General features: G+C 44.2%; 17 protein-coding genes and 1 riboswitch. Of the genes, 14 read left to right on the forward strand and 3 right to left on the reverse strand.

The annotated features are described in order from the left end of the window. Window positions 1-57: 57 nt before the first annotated feature. Genes polX through OKX00_RS07815 form a run of 3 tightly spaced genes read left to right on the forward strand, consistent with a single transcriptional unit; the run spans window position 58 to window position 4,555 of the window. Window positions 58-1,746, forward strand: coding sequence for a DNA polymerase/3'-5' exonuclease PolX (gene polX, locus OKX00_RS07805; RefSeq protein WP_265410494.1), 1,689 nt, complete (start codon window positions 58-60; stop codon window positions 1,744-1,746). 27 nt (window positions 1,747-1,773) lie between these two features. Continuing rightward, window positions 1,774-4,137, forward strand: coding sequence for an endonuclease MutS2 (locus tag OKX00_RS07810; protein WP_265410021.1), 2,364 nt, complete (start codon window positions 1,774-1,776; stop codon window positions 4,135-4,137). A 13-nt stretch (window positions 4,138-4,150) separates the two neighbouring features. Continuing rightward, complete coding sequence (locus tag OKX00_RS07815; protein WP_053357627.1) at window positions 4,151-4,555, forward strand: DUF350 domain-containing protein; 405 nt, start codon at window positions 4,151-4,153, stop codon at window positions 4,553-4,555. 326 nt (window positions 4,556-4,881) lie between these two features. Here OKX00_RS07815 and OKX00_RS07820 read toward each other — a convergent pair whose 3' ends face one another. After that, the gene (locus tag OKX00_RS07820; protein ID WP_175501797.1) at window positions 4,882-5,049 is read right to left on the reverse strand and encodes a DUF6254 family protein; all 168 of its coding nucleotides are present in this window, start codon (window positions 5,047-5,049) and stop codon (window positions 4,882-4,884) included. Between the two features lie 189 nt (window positions 5,050-5,238). On the opposite strand from OKX00_RS07820, the gene OKX00_RS07825 reads away from it, so the two are divergent. The 9 genes from OKX00_RS07825 to OKX00_RS07865 all read left to right on the forward strand — a co-directional run bounded on the left by OKX00_RS07825 (window position 5,239) and on the right by OKX00_RS07865 (window position 15,354). Then, the gene (locus OKX00_RS07825; RefSeq protein WP_322114353.1) at window positions 5,239-6,930 is read left to right on the forward strand and encodes an AMP-binding protein; all 1,692 of its coding nucleotides are present in this window, start codon (window positions 5,239-5,241) and stop codon (window positions 6,928-6,930) included. 145 nt (window positions 6,931-7,075) lie between these two features. After that, entirely contained in the window at window positions 7,076-7,684 is a 609-nt protein-coding gene (locus OKX00_RS07830) for a fatty acid metabolism transcriptional regulator FadR (RefSeq protein ID WP_053357629.1), read from the forward strand. 23 nt (window positions 7,685-7,707) lie between these two features. Further along, window positions 7,708-8,478, forward strand: coding sequence for an enoyl-CoA hydratase (locus OKX00_RS07835; protein WP_265410022.1), 771 nt, complete (start codon window positions 7,708-7,710; stop codon window positions 8,476-8,478). 311 nt (window positions 8,479-8,789) lie between these two features. Beyond that, window positions 8,790-9,560 (forward strand): electron transfer flavoprotein subunit beta/FixA family protein, encoded by a 771-nt coding sequence (locus OKX00_RS07840; protein WP_053357631.1) that lies wholly within the window; start codon window positions 8,790-8,792, stop codon window positions 9,558-9,560. Between the two features lie 13 nt (window positions 9,561-9,573). Further along, the gene (locus OKX00_RS07845; RefSeq protein WP_053357632.1) at window positions 9,574-10,551 is read left to right on the forward strand and encodes an electron transfer flavoprotein subunit alpha/FixB family protein; all 978 of its coding nucleotides are present in this window, start codon (window positions 9,574-9,576) and stop codon (window positions 10,549-10,551) included. Between the two features lie 56 nt (window positions 10,552-10,607). Continuing rightward, window positions 10,608-11,231: a histidine phosphatase family protein gene (locus tag OKX00_RS07850; RefSeq protein ID WP_265410023.1), complete on the forward strand. Its 624-nt coding sequence runs from the start codon at window positions 10,608-10,610 to the stop codon at window positions 11,229-11,231. Window positions 11,232-11,350: 119 nt separating this feature from the next. Next, window positions 11,351-11,662, forward strand: a complete 312-nt coding sequence (gene trxA, locus OKX00_RS07855; protein WP_053357633.1) for a thioredoxin — start codon at window positions 11,351-11,353, stop codon at window positions 11,660-11,662. Between the two features lie 278 nt (window positions 11,663-11,940). Continuing rightward, complete coding sequence (uvrC, locus tag OKX00_RS07860; RefSeq protein WP_265410496.1) at window positions 11,941-13,662, forward strand: excinuclease ABC subunit UvrC; 1,722 nt, start codon at window positions 11,941-11,943, stop codon at window positions 13,660-13,662. A 73-nt stretch (window positions 13,663-13,735) separates the two neighbouring features. Then, a riboswitch (Lysine riboswitch) is annotated at window positions 13,736-13,924 on the forward strand. Between the two features lie 194 nt (window positions 13,925-14,118). Further along, the gene (locus tag OKX00_RS07865) at window positions 14,119-15,354 is read left to right on the forward strand and encodes an aspartate kinase (RefSeq protein WP_265410024.1); all 1,236 of its coding nucleotides are present in this window, start codon (window positions 14,119-14,121) and stop codon (window positions 15,352-15,354) included. A 61-nt stretch (window positions 15,355-15,415) separates the two neighbouring features. Here the strand turns inward: OKX00_RS07865 and bioB are convergent, their stop codons facing one another. Next, window positions 15,416-16,405, reverse strand: a complete 990-nt coding sequence (gene bioB / locus OKX00_RS07870) for a biotin synthase BioB (RefSeq protein ID WP_265410025.1) — start codon at window positions 16,403-16,405, stop codon at window positions 15,416-15,418. A 132-nt stretch (window positions 16,406-16,537) separates the two neighbouring features. After that, on the reverse strand, window positions 16,538-17,023 hold the full coding sequence (locus OKX00_RS07875) for a YslB family protein (protein ID WP_265410026.1): 486 nt from the start codon (window positions 17,021-17,023) through the stop codon (window positions 16,538-16,540). 316 nt (window positions 17,024-17,339) lie between these two features. Here OKX00_RS07875 and OKX00_RS07880 point away from each other — a divergent pair, with 316 nt between their 5' ends. Both OKX00_RS07880 and sdhA read left to right on the forward strand, forming a co-directional pair. Further along, window positions 17,340-17,948: a succinate dehydrogenase cytochrome b558 subunit gene (locus tag OKX00_RS07880; protein WP_053357636.1), complete on the forward strand. Its 609-nt coding sequence runs from the start codon at window positions 17,340-17,342 to the stop codon at window positions 17,946-17,948. A 16-nt stretch (window positions 17,949-17,964) separates the two neighbouring features. Further along, window positions 17,965-19,728: a succinate dehydrogenase flavoprotein subunit gene (gene sdhA / locus OKX00_RS07885; protein ID WP_062233993.1), complete on the forward strand. Its 1,764-nt coding sequence runs from the start codon at window positions 17,965-17,967 to the stop codon at window positions 19,726-19,728. Window positions 19,729-19,730: the final 2 nt, after the last annotated feature.

Genomic DNA, 19,730 nt, shown 5'->3' on the forward strand with positions numbered 1-19,730 from the left:
AGTCTTGTGAAAGAGGGTGTTCATTTGAATAAGAAGCAGGTTGTTAATGTCCTTGAAATGATCGCCGTTTATTTAGAGATCAAAGGCGAGAACTCCTTTAAAACTTCGGCTTACCGAAGAGCGGCTCAAGCGTTGGAATCGGATGACCGGAACATGGAGCAGATCGGGGATCCGTCCAAATTAAAAGGGATTGGAAAAGGGACGGCTACTGTCATTACTGAACTTCTTGAGACAGGCAAATCATCGCTGCTTGAAGAATTGCAGGCAGCGGTTCCTTCAGGCCTTCTGACCATGCTCGACCTACCGGGGCTTGGCGGGAAAAAAATTGCGAAGCTATATCAGGAGCTCGGAGTAACGGACATCAAGGGCCTTAAAGAAGCGTGTGAAAAAGAAAAAGTTAGAGGTCTCGCAGGGTTCGGAACAAAAACAGAAGAGAAAATACTGGCAGCGATCGAGGATCTCGGTAAGCGCCCTGAACGGCTTCCGATTGCATTTATGCTTCCGGTCGCAGAAAAAATTGAAGAACAGCTGAAAGATATAAAAGGTATTCTGAAGTTTTCCTTGGCAGGCAGCCTCCGCCGTTTTCGTGAGACGATCAAGGATCTGGATTTTATTCTCGCAGTTTCCGATGCGGCTAAGGTGAAAAAACAGCTCGTCCAGCTGGAAGGCGTTACGGATATCATCGCAAAAGGAGATACAAAAGTTTCACTCCAATTTCATTATGATTATCCCGTTTCAGTCGATTTCAGGCTCGTATCCCAAGAGCAGTATGCCTCTGCCTTGCATCATTTTACCGGTTCCATGGAACATAACGTGAAGATGAGGCAGCTGGCGAAAGAACGCCATGAAAAAATCAGCGAATATGGTGTTGAAAATATAGAAACAGGTGAGATAACGACCTTTTCCACTGAAGAAGAATTCTATGGACACTTTGGACTTCAGTGGATTCCGCCGGAAGTGCGTGAGGGCGGGGATGAACTTGAAAAGTTTCGTGAACCTCAGCGGCTGATTGAACAGGAGGATATCCAAGGAGATCTGCATATGCACTCCACATGGAGCGACGGGGCCAACACGATTGAAGAAATGGCAGAAGCAGCAAGGAAAAAAGGATACTCGTTCATGGCAATTACCGATCATTCTCAGTATTTAAGGGTAGCCAACGGCCTTACAGCAGAGCGGCTTCGTGAGCAGCGGAAAGAGATTGACAGGCTGAACGGGAAATATAGTGATTTTAAAATTCTGGCAGGCGTTGAGATGGACATTCTGCCGGATGGAACACTCGATTTTGATGACGACCTCCTGGCTGAAATGGACCTTGTGATCGCCTCCATCCATTCATCTTTTTCTCAAAACAGAGAGACGATCATGAAGAGGATGAAGACAGCGCTCAAAAGCCATCATGTGGACATTATTGCCCATCCGACGGGAAGAATTATCGGAAGGCGTCCCGGGTATGATGTTGATTTGGAGATGCTCATCGATGTAGCAGCTGAAACCAATACAGCCCTTGAACTGAACGCTCATCCGAGCCGGCTCGATCTGGCCCCTGAATGGCTTAAGAAAGCACAGGATAAAGGTGTAAAAATCACGATCAATACGGATGCCCATTACCGCGATACTCTGGGGCATATGGACATAGGAGTTTCTGTGGCGAGAAAGGGCTATATTCGCCGGGAAAACGTCCTGAACGCAATGACACTTGATGAGTTAACTTCCTTTTTAAAACGAAATGATAAAAAAGAATAGAACGTCTCCTGGGAGGAGGAACTAATTTTGCAAGAACGAGTACTTCGAGTCTTAGAATATACAAAAATCATTGAGCAGTTAAAAAAACACGCAAGTTCAAGTCTGGGCAAACAAAAGGTTGAACAGCTTCAGCCTTCTGTAAATTTTGCCGAGATCAGCCATTGGCAGGACAGCACAGATGAAGGTGCAAAAGTCCTCCGGTTAAAAGGGCAGGCACCGCTTGGCGGAATACGAGATATCCGTGCAAGCCTGAAGAGGTCGCAGATTGGCGGGCTGCTGAATACGGATGAACTTCTCGATATTGCGACTACAATATATGGCGGCAGGCGCTTTAAGCGGTTTACAGAGGGAATGGTGGAGGATGGAATTGAACTGCCGATCCTTGAAAGCCTTGTTGCGCAGATTGAACCGCTGATTGAACTGGAGCAGGAGATTAAAGCTTGCATAGACGACAACGGCCATGTTATGGACAGTGCCAGTCCGGCTTTGCGTACAATTAGAAGCCAGCTGCGCACGTTCGAGGCTAGAGTGCGTGAGAAATTGGAAAGTATGGTCCGTTCCTCGAGCTATCAAAAAATGCTATCCGATGCGATCATCACGATTCGAAATGACCGCTTCGTGCTGCCTGTTAAACAGGAATACCGCGGCAGCTTTGGTGGTATGGTACATGACCAGTCCTCTTCAGGAGCCACACTCTTTATTGAGCCTCAAGCTGTGGTTGCGATCAATAATCAGCTGAAAGATGCGAAAGCTAAAGAAGCAAGAGAGATTGAAAAGATTTTAAAAGAACTTTCATTGCTGGTCGGGGAATCAGCTGAAGCCTTAGCTCATAATGTGAAGATTCTGGCAGAGATTGATTTTATTTTTGCAAAAGCGCAGTACAGCCGTGAACTGAAGGCGACGAAACCAATCATGAACGACAGAGAATACATCTCTCTCCGTAAAGCGAGGCATCCGCTCATCGATCAGGACGCTGTAGTACCAATCGATGTGGAGCTTGGCGGTGCTTTTCAATCATTGATCATCACCGGTCCCAATACAGGGGGTAAAACGGTTACTTTAAAAACGATCGGCCTGTTATCGTTAATGGCCCAATCCGGACTTCAGGTTCCTGCAGAAGAAGAGTCTGAGATGACGGTGTTTGAAGCCATTCATGCCGACATCGGTGATGAGCAATCGATTGAACAGTCATTAAGTACGTTCTCCTCACATATGGTGAACATTGTCGATATCCTGAAAACAGTGAATTTTAAAAGCCTGGTTCTGTTTGATGAACTTGGAGCTGGAACTGATCCACAGGAAGGAGCGGCACTTGCTATCTCCATCCTTGATTATGTGTTTGAACGGGGAGCGAAAGTAATCGCAACCACCCACTACAGTGAGTTGAAGGCTTATGCTTATAACCGCGATGGCGTCATCAATGCGAGCGTTGAATTTAACGTGGAGACGCTGCGGCCGACCTACAAACTGCTGATCGGAGTTCCGGGCAGAAGCAACGCCTTTGAGATTTCCAGACGCCTCGGTTTGGAGCCCTCCATTATTGATGAAGCCAAATCGCAAATCAGTGATGAGGACAACAAGATTGATAACATGATCCGTTCGCTTGAGGATAACCAAAAGCGTGCAGAAGAAGAACGGGAGAATGCCATTAAAATCAGGCAGGAAGCCGAACAGCTAAAAGCTGAGCTGGAAGCAGAACTTCAGCATCTGGAGCGGGATCGTGACCGATTGCTTGAAGAAGCGGAGCGAAAAGCGGAAGAAGCTGTAGCGAATGCACGAAGGACCGCTGAAGAAGTCATTAAAGAACTTAAAGAATATCAGAAAGAAGCGGGCAATGTGAAGGAACACCGATTGATCGATGCCCGTAAAAAGCTGGAGGAAGCAACGCCTGCTCTTCGGTCGAAGAAGAAAAAGGCAGCAGCTTCCAAACCGAAATCTGCTTCGTTTAAACCAGGCGATGAAGTGAAAGTGCTGAGTTTCGGCCAAAAAGGCCATATTATCAATAAAGTCAGCAACAACGAATATCAGGTACAGATCGGTATTTTAAAAATGAACGTATCACTCAGCGACCTTGAATTGATCAAACAGACGAAAGAGAAAAAACCAGAGCCGAGATCGTTTGTAAAAGTGCAGGGAAGCGATGACTCGGTCCGTCCTGAACTTGATCTCCGCGGCAAGCGGTATGAGGATGCGATGCTAGAAGTGGATAAGTATTTGGATGAAGCGATGTTAGCCGGATATCCTCAAGTTTCTATTATTCATGGGAAAGGAACCGGTGCTCTGCGCTCCGGTGTCCAGCAGCTGCTCAAATCACATCCCAACGTTAAATCGACACGCATGGGAGCGGCAAATGAAGGTGGAAGCGGCATAACCGTTGCGCTATTAAAATAATTGGAGGTTAGAGATGGACGTATCCCACAATCCGTTTATCCAAACGGCGGCATATTACAGCGTAGTCGTACTGTTCCTCGTTATTTTTCTGGCAGTATTTGAAATGGTCACCCGGTATGAGAACTGGGTGGAGATTAAAAAAGGCAACCTGGCCGTAGCGATGGCAACCGGAGGGAAAATATTCGGCATCGCCAATATTTTTCGCTATTCCATCGCACAGAACGATTCACTTCCTCAGATGATGGCTTGGGGTCTGTTCGGATTTGTTCTGCTTCTTGCCGGTTATTTTATCTTTGAATTTTTAACCCCGAGATTTAACATTGATGAAGAGATCGAAAACGATAATCGCGCAGTGGGCCTGATCTCCATGGTCATATCCATTGGCCTGTCGTTCGTGATCGGTTCAGGGATTGAATAGGAGTGAAGCATCAATGGATACGTTATGGAAAGTTTTATTCATTTGCAGCGGAATTTTTATTCTTTTCGGCATTGTTTATTTACTTTTCTTATCATAATGGAATGGAATTGAATGAAAGCTGCATTTCTGCTGCTTTTTAGCAAAAAACCAGCCTCTAGGCTGGTTTTTTATATGTTTTTTTAAAGTGGCAGTGGAAATACCCGCGAAAATGAGGCATTTACCCGCCGTAATAAAGAAAATACTGTCCAAAATAAAAATTCACCCGCCAAAACATGATTATAGTAAACCGTGCGGGCTCGAAGGAAAGCGAAACCTGCCGATGTTACTCAGTATTCGATTTCATCATAATCTGCTGGTTGTGCGGTCAGCTGATTGGTGTCTTTCATGCCGATTTCACTCGAGATTTCCTGCTGTGATTTGATTTTGCCATGTGGATTCTGTGTTTCTTTACCGGCTTTCAAAGCCCCATCTCTTCTCGCTTTTGAATGAGTCATACTGTTCCCTCCTTTGCTTTATTGTTTAGTATGCAGCGGGAAAAACTGCATCATCCCCGCAAAAAAGTGCCAAAAGCACTATGAAATTTTTAATTTTTAAAAAAATATATTAAATTGAATGCGTTTTCATTTATAATGAAGTATGAGAGAGTTTTTTTAAGAAAGGCGTGAATTAAGGAGGAGATAAAAGTGGAAAGAAGATGGCTTAACCATTATCCACCAGAAATCCCCAGTGAGGTTGAGTATAAAGAACAACCTTTATTCACGTATTTAGAAGAAGCAGCTATTAAAAACCCAGAAAAGGTTGCTCTTCATTTTTTAGGTAAAGAAATGTCGTATCAACAGCTTTACGAAAGTGCTGTCCGGTTTTCCAACGGACTGTCTGCACTCGGAATCGGCAAGGGCGACCGGGTGGCGATTATGCTGCCGAACTGTCCGCAGGCGGTTATTGCTTATTATGGCATCCTTCTCGCTGGAGGAATCGTGGTCCAGACCAATCCCCTTTATACGGAACGAGAACTGAGCCATCAGCTGGAGGACAGCGGGGCAGCGGCTATCGTTTGTCTGGATCAGCTCTTTTCGAGGGTAGCTGCTGTAAAAGAATTGACACAGCTGAAGCATGTGATTGTGACGGGCATTAAAGATTATTTGCCATTTCCAAAAAATGTGCTCTATCCGTTTGTTCAGAAAAAACAAAAGCCATTTACGGTGGTTGATGTTCAGTATGGCGGAAGTGTCCACTCGTTTAAAGAACTGATCAGCAAAAGCGAAAACCGGCGAATCCCTGTTGACGTCCACCCAAAAGAGGATGTGGCATTGCTGCAGTATACAGGAGGAACGACTGGCCCTGCAAAAGGTGTGATGCTGACACATGCTAATTTGGTCGTCAATTCGAAACAATGCAGCATCTGGATTTATAAGCACCGGGTTGGAGAAGAAGTTGTGCTGGCTGCATTGCCTTTTTTCCATGTGTATGGCATGACGGTTGTGATGAATCAGGCGATCATGACACAGGCAAAACTGATCATCCTTCCGCGTTTTGATCCGAAACAAGTGCTGCAGACGATCCATAAACAGCGTCCAACATTGTTCCCTGGCGCACCGACCATGTATATTGCGTTGCTGAACCATCCTGATTTAATGAAGTATGACCTTTCTTCCATCCAGGCTTGCATCAGTGGTTCTGCACCGCTCCCGATGGAAGTTCAGCAGAAGTTCCAGTCGATCATCTCTGGAAGTCTTGTGGAAGGCTATGGCCTCACAGAAGCTTCACCTGTAACGCATGCCAATCTGATCTATGGAAAGCAGATTAAAGGAAGTATCGGTCTTCCGTGGCCGAATACAGAAGCGGCCATCTACTCCACCGAGCGCGGAGAGTTTGCGGAAATTGGGGAAGTTGGCGAGTTATTGGTGCGGGGGCCTCAGGTGATGAAAGGGTATTGGAATCAGCCGGAGGAAACAGCTGCTGTTTTTAAAAATGACTGGCTCATGACCGGTGATATGGGATATATGGATGAGAATGGATATTTTTATATCGTGGACCGGAAGAAAGATTTGATCATTGCAGGAGGATATAATATATATCCCCGCGAAATTGAAGAAGTTCTTTATGAGCATGAAGCGGTAAAGGAAGCCGTCGTTGTTGGTATCCCGGATCCGTACCGCGGTGAAACCGTAAAAGCTTTTGTCGTGTTGAAAGAGAACGCCGTTTGTACGGAGGATCAGCTTAACAAATATTGCAGAGAAAACCTTGCTGCCTTTAAGGTACCAAGGGTGTATGAATTTAGAAGTGAGCTTCCAAAAACGATGGTCGGAAAAATTTTAAGAAGAGTTTTATTGGAGGAAGAGAAAGCGAAAGAGCGGGAAACACAAGAGATATAGGGACCTTTTTTAAAAAGGTCCTTGTTTTTTTGTTAAAACAAAGGAATAATAGAATTGACAGAAAAAAACGACTTGTTTTACAATTAAATTATGAATGAACAATCATTCAGTTTACAGCAGCTCGTTTTGAAGTGAGGAGATTATCGTGAAACGTAAAGGCCCAAAGTACGACAAAATAATTGATGCCGCGGTTAGTGTTATTGCAGTTCATGGGTATCATCAGTCCCAAGTGTCTAAAATTGCAAAGCAGGCGTCTGTAGCAGATGGGACGATCTATCTCTATTTTAAAAATAAAGAGGATCTGCTTGTTTCTGTTTTTAATGAAAAAATGGGAACCTTTATCGAAAGAACGGGGAACGAGCTGAAAAGCAAAGGGTCGGCGATTGAAAAACTGTTAACCCTGATTGAAATGCATTTTTGCCTGTTGGATGCTGACCACCAGCTTTCTATCGTAACACAGCTGGAACTTCGGCAGACTAACAGGGCGTTAAGGGCAAAGATTGGGGAAGTGCTTAAACGATATTTATCCCTGATCGACCTCATCCTGAAAGAAGGGATGGAGGAAAGGGCTTTTGACAAGAACATGGATACCCGGCTGGCACGACAGATGATTTTTGGAACCATTGATGAAACCGCCACAAACTGGGTTATGAATGATCATAGGTATGATTTGCCGTCACTTGCTCAGCCTGTACATCGAATGCTTGTTAATGGTTTAAGCAACAATGCAGGGGCTATCCCCGCGCAAGAATAGATTCAACTAAGGAGTGTGAGAGAATGGGATTTTTACAAGTTCAAAAAGAGAATAAAATAGCCACAATTCAACTGAATCGTCCTCCGGCGAACGCGTTGTCCACCCAGTTGATCCGCGAATTGTCCGCGGTCTTTGAAGAACTGGAGAATGACAGCGAAACAAAAGTCATCCTGATCAAAGGTGAAGGCCGGTTCTTTTCGGCTGGAGCAGATATTAAAGAATTTACAACGATTGAAAATGAAGCCGATTTTGCTGATTTGGGGGCTTTTGGACAGCAGCTCTTTGAACGAATGGAAAATTATCCAAAGCTGATTATCGCAGCTATTCACGGTGCAGCACTGGGCGGGGGACTTGAACTCGCGATGGCATGCCATATCCGGCTCGTTTCCAGTGAAGCCAAGCTTGGCTTGCCGGAACTTCAGCTTGGATTGATTCCAGGTTTTGCTGGGACACAAAGACTTCCAAGATACGTAGGAACTGCTAAAGCGGCCGAAATGCTCGTTACTTCTGACCCGATTACCGGAGAGGAAGCAGTGAAATGGGGGTTAGCAACTGCCGCATATCCTGATGCAGAGCTTTTTGAAAAGGCTTACAGCCTGGCGTCGAAAGCGGCAGCGAAGAGTTCCTTGTCCATTCGCTACACCCTCGAGCTTTTGCAGTATGCGGCTCGTGGACAGTACAGCGAGGGGGCAAAGAAAGAATCCGAGTATTTCGGAAAAGTCTTCGTTTCTGAAGATGGACAAGAAGGAGTTCAAGCCTTTGTTGAAAAAAGGCAGCCAAATTTTAAAAACTAAGGCTCTTTTTTCATTGACAGTTGATTAGAGTGCAAGGTGCGAGACTCCTCGAAAATGAATTTCACATTTTCTTCGTGCGATATTACGCTGCAGAAGCCTTCCTTGTCCTGCAGGAGAAGCGGGACAAGTGAGACCCACAGGCGCATACGCTGAGGAGGTAGGCGCTTGCGCCGGTAAGGCACACCGGCGCCCCGCGAAAGTAGGCGTTTACGCCGGTAAAAGCGAGCATACTGAAACGGAAATCAACTACTCCTAAGAGCAACAAAGGTTACGAAAACAGCCAAAACTAAAAAATAGTTGGAGGGATTAGCATGAATCTTTATGTAATCTTAAAACGTACATTTGATACCGAAGAAAAGATCAGCATTTCTAACGGACAGATTTCTCATGATAGTGCCGAGTATATCATTAATCCTTATGATGAATATGCGATTGAAGAAGCGATTACCCTTCGAGATGCTCATGGCGGTGAAGTGACGGTTGTAACCGTAGGAACCGAAGAGTCAGAAAAAGAACTTCGTACAGCGTTGGCTATGGGTGCAGACAAAGCCGTTTTAATTGATAACGAAGATCTTGAGAGCTCCGACCAATATACAACATCTGCAGTGCTGGCTGAGTTTTTCAAGGATAAAGAATATGATCTAATCCTTGGAGGAAACGTTGCGATTGATAACGGTTCCGGACAAGTCGGGCCGCGTTTGGCTGAACTATTGGGAATCCCGCAAGTCACAACCATTACGAAAATTGAAATCAATGGAACGGACGTAGCGATTGAGCGTGATGTGGAAGGAGACGTTGAGAAAATTGAAACGAAGCTTCCTTTGCTCGTCACAGCTCAGCAAGGTTTGAACGAACCTCGCTATCCATCGTTGCCAGGGATCATGAAAGCAAAGAAAAAGCCTCTTGAAACACTCGAAATCGATGATCTAGATATCGATGAAGAAGATGTTGAAGCAAAAACAAAGACCGTTGAAGTATTCTTGCCGCCTAAAAAAGAAGCTGGAAAAATTTTAAGCGGAGAAGTCAACGACCAAGTGAAAGAATTAGTTTCATTACTACGCTCAGAAGCAAAAGTGATATAAGGAGGAATGCTACATGTCTAAAAAAGTTCTTGTACTTGCGGAAGTCCGTGACGGTGAATTAAGAAATGTATCCTACGAGGCCATTGGTGCCGCTAAGGAAATTTCCTCTGGAGGTGAAGTGGTTGCCGTGCTTTGCGGCGAAGGTTTAAATGAAGCGGGACAGTCTTTAGTCCATTATGGAGCAGACCGAGTCATTCTTGCTGAGCACAGCCTGCTATCAACGTATTCTACAGACGGATACGTTCAGGCATTGCTTCAAGTCATCGGCCAGGAGAAGCCTGACGGATTGGTATTAGGCCACACAGCCCTTGGTAAGGATCTTTCACCAAGACTTGCTGCACGCCTTCAATCGGGTTTGATTTCAGACGTAACCTCTCTTGAACAAGCAGGAGACAATGTTGTTTTTACTCGTCCAATCTACTCCGGGAAAGCGTTCGAGAAAAAAGTAATTACGGACGGTCTTGTATTTGTAACCATCCGTCCGAACAATATTGCTCCGCTTGAAAAAGACGAAAGCCGTTCTGGGGATGTTTCTTCTCTAGCGGTTGATGTGAAGGATCTGCGCACCATTGTTAAAGATGTTGTCCGCAAAGCTTCTACAGGCGTTGATTTATCTGAAGCAAAAATTATCGTTGCCGGAGGACGCGGTGTGAAATCCGAAGATGGATTCAAACCGCTTCAAGAATTGGCTGATGTGCTTGGCGCTGCAGTCGGTGCATCCCGCGGTGCGTGTGATGCCGATTATTGTGACTACTCTCTTCAAATCGGACAAACAGGAAAAGTTGTTACACCTGACCTTTACATTGCCTGCGGAATTTCCGGAGCGATCCAGCATTTAGCGGGTATGTCCAATTCCAAAGTTATTGTTGCGATTAACAAAGATCCGGAAGCAAGCATCTTTTCTGTTGCAGACTACGGCATCGTAGGAGATCTGTTTGAAGTTGTACCGTTGCTTACGGAAGAATTTAAGAATGTTTTAGTTAAATCATAAAAGATTTGGCTGGGCTGGCTGACAAAGCCGGCCTCTTTTTATACAATGAGTCCATCATGAATGATGAAAAATACGAAAGAAATGAGTGGACGCTGGTGACAACAATTGCTTTTGTAAGGCATGGCGTAACCGATTGGAACGCTGAGAGAAGAATTCAGGGCATCATGGATATTCCATTAAATGTAGAAGGGCGTGCACAGGCTGTGGCATTAGCAAAAAGGTTCGGGAAAGAACATTGGGATATGGTCTTTACTAGCCAGCTCGCACGTGCCCGTGAAACAGGCTCAATCATCGGAGAGGTACTCGGGTTTCCGATTCATACCGACAAGCGAATCCAGGAGGTTAACTTTGGCAGGCTGGAAGGTACGGATGAGCAGGCCCGTATAAAACGGTGGGGAGCTGACTGGAGTACCCTGGAACATGGAAAAGAGAAAAAAGAACAGGTATTAAAAAGAGGAAACGAATTTCTTGAAGAGCTGACACAGCATCAACAGGGCAAAAAAATCATCGTGGTCAGCCACGGCGCTTTCATCGGCACCATGCTAAAAGGCCTGCTGGCAAGCGATGAGTATGATGTTTCACTCGTTAATACGTCAGTGAGTATATTACATCATGTGGAGCGGCAGTGGGCATGTTCCCTCTTTAATTGTGATGTGCATTTGAAGCAGCCACACGGTTAATTATTTGGTTTGATTAAAGTGCAAGTTGGGAACGATAAATCTTGAGCAAACAAATAGATGTAAATTAGGTTTGATGATATACTCTTTTTACACGATGAAACTAAGGAGGCAATTTTAATATGGCAATCGTAAATGCAACTGATCAAACGTTCAGTCAAGAAACTAGTGAAGGTCTAGTACTTGCTGATTTTTGGGCACCTTGGTGCGGACCTTGTAAAATGATCGCGCCGGTTCTAGAAGAACTAGCAAGTGAAAATGAAGACTTAAAAGTAGTTAAACTTGACGTAGATGAAAACCAAGAAGTAGCCGGAAAATACGGAGTAATGAGCATCCCTACATTGATCGTTTTCAAAGACGGCGAAGTTGTTGACCAAGTCGTAGGTTTCCAGCCGAAAGAAGCGCTTGGCGAGCTTTTAAACAAACACAAATAATAACGAACATAATTAAGGCTGGCCTCTAATGGCTGGCCTTTTTTTGTATTAAAGTTTGGTACTGGATTTTCGTATACAAGGTTCCCCGCACAGCGTGTTGCTTGGTAAGGGTTTCTGCGCTTGCCGGGAATAAAACAACCGTTTCAGATTTTGTATTTTAACTGCCAAAAATAAGGATATCATGCTATGATGTTACATAGAAAAAGGAGGGGAGAGACAACGTGGACACCATTAGAGAGAAGCTGGCTGTACTTCCGGATCAGCCCGGATGTTACTTAATGAAAGACCAATTCGGAAAAGTCATCTATGTGGGGAAAGCAAAAGTATTAAAAAACCGTGTAAGATCTTATTTTACCGGTTCACACGACGGGAAAACACAGCGTTTAGTCGCAAATATTTCCGATTTTGAATACATCATCACCTCCTCAGAGCTAGAAGCTCTCCTTCTTGAAATGAACCTGATCAAAAAACATGACCCTAAATTTAATGTCATGCTGAAAGATGATAAAACGTATCCGTATTTAAAGATTACTGCTGAACAGCAGCCCCGGCTCTTGTACACCAGAAAGATTAGAAAAGACAAGGGCAAATACTTTGGTCCGTTCGTTAATGCCTTTGCCGCACAAGAAACGAAAAAACTGCTGGACCGGCTGTATCCGTTGCGCAAATGTGATCATATGCCTAACAAAGTTTGCCTATATTACCATATCGGCCAATGCCTCGGCCCATGTGTTTATGATATTACCGAAGAACAGAACAAGAAGATGGTCGATGAAATCGTTAAGTTTCTGAACGGAGGCTTTCCTGAAGTGAAGGAGGAATTGACCGAGAAAATGCTGGCTGCTTCGGAAGACCTTAATTTTGAACGGGCGAAAGAACTGAGGGATCAGATCCAGCATATTGATGCGGTCATGCAGAAACAGAAAATGATGACCGCTGACATGGTGGATAAGGACGTTTTTGGTTTTCATTACGATAAAGGCTGGATGTGCGTCCAAGTCTTCTTTATTCGCCAAGGAAAGCTTATTGAACGTGATGTTTCCCTCTTTCCTTTCTATGGAGATGCCATCGAAGACTTTTTATCGTTTATTGGACAATTTTATCTTCAAAAAAATCATATTCTCCCGCGGGAACTTTTGCTGCCTCCTGAGGCGGACGGCCAATTGGTCAAGGATCTTCTTGGCGTGAAAGTGATACAGCCGAAACGCGGGCAAAAGAAAGAGTTTGTTGAACTTGCAACGAAGAATGCACAGCTCGCTCTGCACGAAAAATTTGCACTGATCGAGCGTGATGAGGAACGTACGGTAAAAGCGGTTGGAAATCTGGGGCTGCAATTAAACATTCCAGCTCCATACCGGATTGAAGCATTTGATAATTCCAACATTCATGGGACAAATCCAGTATCTGCGATGATTGTATTTGAAGACGGTAAACCGAACAAAAAAGAATACCGGAAATATAAAATTAAAACGGTGACAGGCCCTGATGACTACGCCTCCATGAAAGAAGTAGTCCGCAGGCGTTACTCCCGCATCTTAAAAGAGAATGGGCAGCTGCCGGATTTGATTATTATTGATGGAGGGAAAGGACAGATCGCTGCTGCGCAGGATGTTCTTGAAAACGAGCTGAACCTTGATATCCCGGTCGGAGGACTTGCTAAGGATGATAAGCACCGTACATCCCAGCTCTTGATGGGAAATCCACCTGAAATTATACCGCTGCTCAGAAACAGCCAGGAATTTTATCTGCTGCAGCGTATACAGGATGAAGTCCACAGGTTTGCGATCTCATTTCATCGTCAAGTGCGTGCGAAAGGCATGTTTCAATCAAGTCTCGATAACATTCCTGGAGTCGGTGAAAAAAGGAAAAAACTTTTGCTGAAAAAATTCGGTTCCATCAAGAAAATGAGAGAAGCCACTCTTGAGGATTTTCATGCGGCAGGCATTCCATTAAGTGTTGCAGAAGAAATTATTCAGGCTCTTCAAAATGAACCTTCATAAAGGTATTGATTTTTCAGAAGTCCTTTGCTAAACTTAAAACAAATTTTAATAGAGCGCCATACTTCAGTTTTGAAGTGATGGTAGAGGAGCAAAAACCAATAGTAAGCTATCTGAAGAGAAGGAGCTCTTATGATGGTAGCTGAAAGGGGATTTTTGCCGAAGCTTTAAGAAACTCCTGTTTCTTACGGCTGGACCTGCATTGAATAAATGCAGAGCTGTCACACATTCTTGCCCGGAGGGTGTGTGGAGGACTATCTCACAAGAGGGGAAAACAAGCTGGCTTACTGTTGCATATACCAAGCAGCAATAAGGTCTTTTCCTTATTGCTGCTTTTTTGTATTTATTTTTGCATTTCAGTTTGTTGCGTAGTGGAAGCCGAGACAGGCTGGCCATATCTGGGTGCCTTTTGCAGGAAGGCGATAAATTCGATTTCATTGATGAGAAAGGATGGACATTGTGGCTTTAATTATTCAAAAATTCGGAGGTACAAGTGTCGGCACACCGGATAAAATCAGAAACGCGGCAAGTCGGATCATTCAAGCGGCAAACGAGGGGAATCAAGTAGTAGCGGTTGTCTCAGCAATGGGAAAAACAACGGATGATCTTGTGCGGCTGGCAGGTGAAATAACAGCAAGGCCTTCCAAACGTGAAATGGATATGCTTTTGACGACAGGAGAACAGATCACGATTTCACTGCTTGCGATGGCCCTTCAGGATGCCGGGTACGAAGCCGAGTCTCTGACTGGCTGGCAGGCTGGAGTTGAAACAGAAGATGTTCACGGCAACGCGCGCATCTTAAATATCGATACAAAAAGAATCCAGCAAATGCTTGCAGACGGGAAGATTGCAGTAGTTGCCGGTTTTCAGGGATTAACCTCTTCGGATAATATTGCAACACTGGGACGGGGAGGATCAGATACGACGGCCGTTGCTCTGGCAGCTGCTCTTCGTGCCGATAAATGCGAAATCTACACAGACGTTACTGGTGTATTTACAACAGACCCGCGGGTGGTGAAACATGCCAGAAAGCTGCCTTCCATCTCCTATGATGAAATGCTTGAAATGGCGAATCTCGGAGCGGGTGTGCTGCATCCGAGAGCCGTAGAATTCGCAAAGAATTTCGGAGTAAGACTTGAAGTTCGTTCGAGCACAGAGAAAGAAAACGGAACACTAGTGGAGGAGGAAGCAACAATGGAGAATAATTTAGTAGTGAGAGGATTGGCTTTTGAAGGAAACGTAACAAAAATTACGATTGAAGACCTGCCGAATGGCTTAAACACACTGTCTTCTGTTTTTTCCTTGTTGGCAGAGAACAGTGTTAATGTAGATATTATTATTCAGAGTGTAAACAAGCAGGAAAGAACAAACATCTCGTTCTCCATTGAAACAGCGATCTTAGATGAAACAATTGAGCTTCTAGAAAGATATAAGAGTTCGCTTCAGTTTGGTTCCATCCAGCATGAAGATGGATTGGCTAAAGTATCTATTGTTGGTTCAGGAATGATTTCTAATCCAGGAGTAGCTGCACAGATGTTTAAGGCTCTTTCTGAGCAGGATATTATGATTAAAATGGTCAGCACATCAGAGATTAAAGTTTCTACGGTCGTTGATCAGCAGGATATGATCAAAGCGATTGAAACGCTGCACGACGTCTTTGAACTGGACGCAAGGCAGCCGGTTCATCAGTTATAATAAGATAAATCCGGGCGATGCTGCCCGGATTTTTTTGTAAATGGAAAAATTTGCTGCAGGATTAAACCTGTACAGGTTCGTTTAAGAAGTCGATCTCAAATCCGAGGTCCTCAAGGATTTGGTGGTCAGCATTTGTTTCCTGTCCGTCGGTGGTCAGATAGTCGCCTACGAAAATAGAATTTGCAGCATAAAGGCCCAGCGGCTGAAGGCTGCGGAGATTTACCTCTCTGCCGCCTGAAATCCGAATCTCTTTCGTTGGATTAATATAACGGAACAAGGCGAGCACTTTTAAACAATAACGGGGGTTCAGCTCGTCAAGATGCTCGAGAGGAGTACCTGGTATAGCATGCAAAAAATTAACAGGGATAGAATCTGCATTGATCTCTCTTAGCGCTTCTGCCATCTTAATGATGTCGTGCCGGCTTTCGCCCATTCCTACGATAACGCCTGAACATGGGGAGATTCCTGCTGTTTTTACTTTTTCCAGAGTAGCCACTCTGTCTTCGTATGTATGAGAGTTTGTTATTTGGCTGTGGTGGTCTGAGGATGTGTTGATATTATGGTTATATCTTTCGACGCCCGCCTCTTTTAGGGACTGTGCCTGCTTATCATTTAAAATGCCGAGGCATGCGCATATTTTCATATTATAATTGGATTTAATCTCTTTTACAGCTTCAATGACGGTGTTCAAGTCCCGATTCAGAGGTCCTCTTCCGCTTGCGACGATACAATAGGTTCTCACGTTTTGTTTATATGCCTTTTCCGCACCTTCAACAATCGTGTCTTTATCCATCATCGCATATTTTTCGATCGGCGCTGTGGAAACTGAAGACTGTGAACAATATCCGCAATCCTCAGGGCACAGGCCTGACTTTGTATTAATGATCTTATTCAGTTTCACCTTTTTTCCGAAATAATGCTTCCTGATCATAAACGCACCTTGCAGCAGGCTAAGCAGCTCGTCATCGTCTGATTCCAATATGGATAAGGCTTCTGTCTCGTTCAGTTTTTTACCTTCGATCACTTCTTTTCCAAGTTCCATCCAATTCATAGGTGATGCCTCCTTAATGTTAACTAATTTTATGTATAGGTTAACATTATGCCAGCTGTTTTGTATTGTCAACGCAAAAAAAAACCGGCATATGCCGGTTTTTTGAGAGAAAAGAGTAATCTCTTTCTATTTTCAGGCTCCTTGTGAGCCTGCGGTTTCGTCTTTACGGTCCCATTGGACGGTAAATTGGATTTTGTTCTTTCGTTTCAAAGTTTCATAGGTTTCTGTAACACATTTTCTTTGATTTTGGATTTGTTCTGCGATAAATCCAGCCTCGAGACCGAATGTAGGATTATCCTGCAAATCGAATCGTTTGTTGATAAGAGAGGAAGACAGTTCGAGTACCATCTCGTTCTTATTCATTTCAGCAATGATCAGATTGCCCCAGCCGGCTTCCGAGAAAAAATGAACAATTTCTTCAGTGGAACCCAATGGGAATTTCCTTGCCAGGTTTCTTCCTGCCCAATATAGGATGTTCCGTTCTTCTTTTCCCAGCAGATCCGGGATCAGAATGTTTTTCAGCAGCTCATATGCGAATACAGAAACTCCTGCAGCAGGCTTACTGTCCTTCTCGATTGTTTTTTCTTCGTTGTGTTGGATGTCCTCATGTTGTTCCATTTAGATCTCCCCGCTTTCTACTTGTTCCATTATAGCTTGAATAAAATAATATCTCTATAAAAAGTCACACATTTGTCGAAATTTAAGTGAGGGTCTGCCTTGAAAAAAAGTTAGGAAAATCAACAGATTTTTGAACTTTTTATGTTACCGGTTTCTTGACGGTGTCAAACGATGGGAGTAAAATGAAACATGTTATTAGTTAACGCTTTAATGTTCATCTTATTTACTGCAAGCGGAGAGGAAACGCTTAAACGGAATGGAGAGAAACCAATGGTTTCAGAAAAAGACAGAGGGAACTTAGAAAGGGGCAAATTGTATGGCAGGCAGTCGCAATTTTAACACGAGAAGACTACATTCTTTACTGGGCGTAATCCCGGTTGGCTTATTCCTGCTCCAGCATCTTGTTGTGAACAACTTTGCAACAAGAGGGGCAGAATCATTTAATAATGCAGCGAATTTTATGGGACATTTACCTTTCCGTTATGTTCTGGAAGCGGTTATAATTTTTATTCCTCTTTATTTCCATGCGATTTACGGACTTTATATTACCTTCACGGCTAAAAACAACGCAAGCCGTTATGGATATTTCCGTAACTGGATGTTCCTCTTACAGCGTGTAACTGGCGTAATTACGCTGATTTTTGTTTCCTGGCATGTTTGGGAAACTCGTATTGCAGCAGCATTTGGAGCAGAAGTTAACTTTTCGATGATGTCAGACATATTAAGCTCACCATTTATGGTGGCCTTTTATTTGGTTGGGGTATTATCCGCAGTCTTTCATTTTGCGAACGGATTATGGTCATTTTTTGTCAGCTGGGGTCTTACGGTTTCGCCTCGATCACAGAGAGTTTCAACTTACGTAACGATGGCAGTTTTCCTAGCACTTGCATTCGTTAGCGTTCGAACTATTTTTGCATTCATTTAAGAAGGGGTGAACCATCTTGAGTAAAGGAAATATTATTATCGTCGGTGGAGGTCTTGCAGGGCTAATGGCTACCATTAAAGCAGCAGAAGCCGGCATGAACGTTGACTTGTTTTCACTAGTTCCTGTTAAGCGCTCTCACTCTGTTTGTGCGCAGGGCGGAATTAACGGTGCTGTAAATACAAAAGGAGAAGGCGACTCTCCTTATGTGCATTTTGACGATTCCATTTATGGAGGAGACTTCCTTGCGAACCAGAGTCCGGTTAAAGCGATGTGTGAAGCGGCTCCAGGAATCATCCACCTTATGGACCGTATGGGAGTTATGTTCAACCGTACTCCAGAAGGATTGCTGGACTTCCGCCGTTTCGGGGGCACACAGCATCACCGTACCGCATTTGCCGGTGCAACTACAGGACAGCAGCTTTTGTATGCGCTGGATGAGCAAGTAAGACGCCATGAAGTTGCAGGTCTTGTTACAAAGTATGAAAACTGGGAATTCCTATCTGCTATCGTGGATGATGAAGGCGTTTGCCGAGGAATCACAGCCCAAAACTTAAAATCTATGGAAATCCACAGCTTTGCAGCGGATGCTGTTATTATGGCTACTGGAGGACCTGGAATCATTTTCGGTAAATCTACGAACTCTGTCATCAATACCGGGGCAGCAGCAGCATCTCTTTATCAGCAAGGTGTTGATTACGCGAACGGCGAGTTTATTCAAATTCATCCGACAGCGATTCCTGGAGATGACAAACTTCGTTTAATGAGTGAATCAGCACGTGGAGAAGGCGGCCGTGTATGGACGTATAAAGACGGTAAACCTTGGTACTTCCTTGAAGAAAAATATCCGGCTTACGGTAACCTTGTGCCTCGTGATATCGCAACACGTGAGATTTTCCATGTGTGTGTTGACGAAAAACTTGGAATCAACGGCGAAAACATGGTTTATCTTGACCTTTCACATAAAGATCCGAAAGAGCTTGATATCAAGCTTGGCGGAATTATAGAAATCTATGAAAAGTTCATGGGTGATGACCCTCGAAAAGTTCCGATGAAAATCTTCCCTGCAGTCCACTATTCAATGGGCGGCATGTGGGTTGACTTTAATCAGATGACCAACATTCCTGGTCTTTTTGCTGCGGGTGAATGTGAGTACCAATATCATGGTGCAAACCGTTTGGGTGCGAATTCCCTTCTATCTGCAATCTTCGGCGGAATGCAAGCTGGCCCTGCAGCAGCGGCATATGTCAGCGGACTTGAGAAGTCTTCTGATGATGTTGCATCCACTGTATTTGAACATCAGGTTCGCAAAGAACAAGAAAAATACGACAATATCATGAGCATGGACGGAAACGAAAATGCTTACGTCCTTCATAAAGAGCTCGGTGAGTGGATGACGGATAATGTAACGGTTGTCCGTTATAACAACAAGTTAAAACAAACGGATGATAAGATCCTTGAGCTTATGGAGCGTTACAAGAAGATCAACATTAACGATACGTCTAAATGGAGTAACCAAGGGGCTTCCTTTACCCGCCAGCTATGGCACATGCTTCAGCTGGGGCGCGTTATCACACTTGGTGCTCTAAACCGTGACGAAAGCCGTGGAGCGCACTACAAACCAGACTTCCCGGACCGTAATGATGATGAGTGGCTAAAAACAACGAAAGCAACATTTAATGCTGCGACGAATGGTCCTGATTTCTCTTATGAAGAAGTCGACATTCAATATATCAAGCCGCGTAAACGTGATTATTCTAAAAAGAAAGCTGAGGCGAAATAAGG

The organism is Fictibacillus sp. KU28468 (assembly GCF_026153615.1).
Classification (GTDB): domain Bacteria; phylum Bacillota; class Bacilli; order Bacillales; family Fictibacillaceae; genus Fictibacillus_C; species Fictibacillus_C marinisediminis.

What these genes read in the sequence shown, in the direction of transcription:
- polX (WP_265410494.1), top strand. Translation starts at nt 58, where the DNA reads ATGATCGCCGTTTATTTAGAGATCAAAGGCGAGAACTCCTTTAAAACT.
- OKX00_RS07815 (WP_053357627.1), top strand. Translation starts at nt 4,151, where the DNA reads ATGGACGTATCCCACAATCCGTTTATCCAAACGGCGGCATATTACAGC.
- OKX00_RS07820 (WP_175501797.1), bottom strand. Translation starts at nt 5,049, where the DNA reads ATGACTCATTCAAAAGCGAGAAGAGATGGGGCTTTGAAAGCCGGTAAA.
- OKX00_RS07835 (WP_265410022.1), top strand. Translation starts at nt 7,708, where the DNA reads ATGGGATTTTTACAAGTTCAAAAAGAGAATAAAATAGCCACAATTCAA.
- OKX00_RS07840 (WP_053357631.1), top strand. Translation starts at nt 8,790, where the DNA reads ATGAATCTTTATGTAATCTTAAAACGTACATTTGATACCGAAGAAAAG.
- OKX00_RS07845 (WP_053357632.1), top strand. Translation starts at nt 9,574, where the DNA reads ATGTCTAAAAAAGTTCTTGTACTTGCGGAAGTCCGTGACGGTGAATTA.
- OKX00_RS07850 (WP_265410023.1), top strand. Translation starts at nt 10,608, where the DNA reads ATGAATGATGAAAAATACGAAAGAAATGAGTGGACGCTGGTGACAACA.
- trxA (WP_053357633.1), top strand. Translation starts at nt 11,351, where the DNA reads ATGGCAATCGTAAATGCAACTGATCAAACGTTCAGTCAAGAAACTAGT.
- uvrC (WP_265410496.1), top strand. Translation starts at nt 11,941, where the DNA reads ATGAAAGACCAATTCGGAAAAGTCATCTATGTGGGGAAAGCAAAAGTA.
- bioB (WP_265410025.1), bottom strand. Translation starts at nt 16,405, where the DNA reads ATGAATTGGATGGAACTTGGAAAAGAAGTGATCGAAGGTAAAAAACTG.
- OKX00_RS07875 (WP_265410026.1), bottom strand. Translation starts at nt 17,023, where the DNA reads ATGGAACAACATGAGGACATCCAACACAACGAAGAAAAAACAATCGAG.
- OKX00_RS07880 (WP_053357636.1), top strand. Translation starts at nt 17,340, where the DNA reads ATGGCAGGCAGTCGCAATTTTAACACGAGAAGACTACATTCTTTACTG.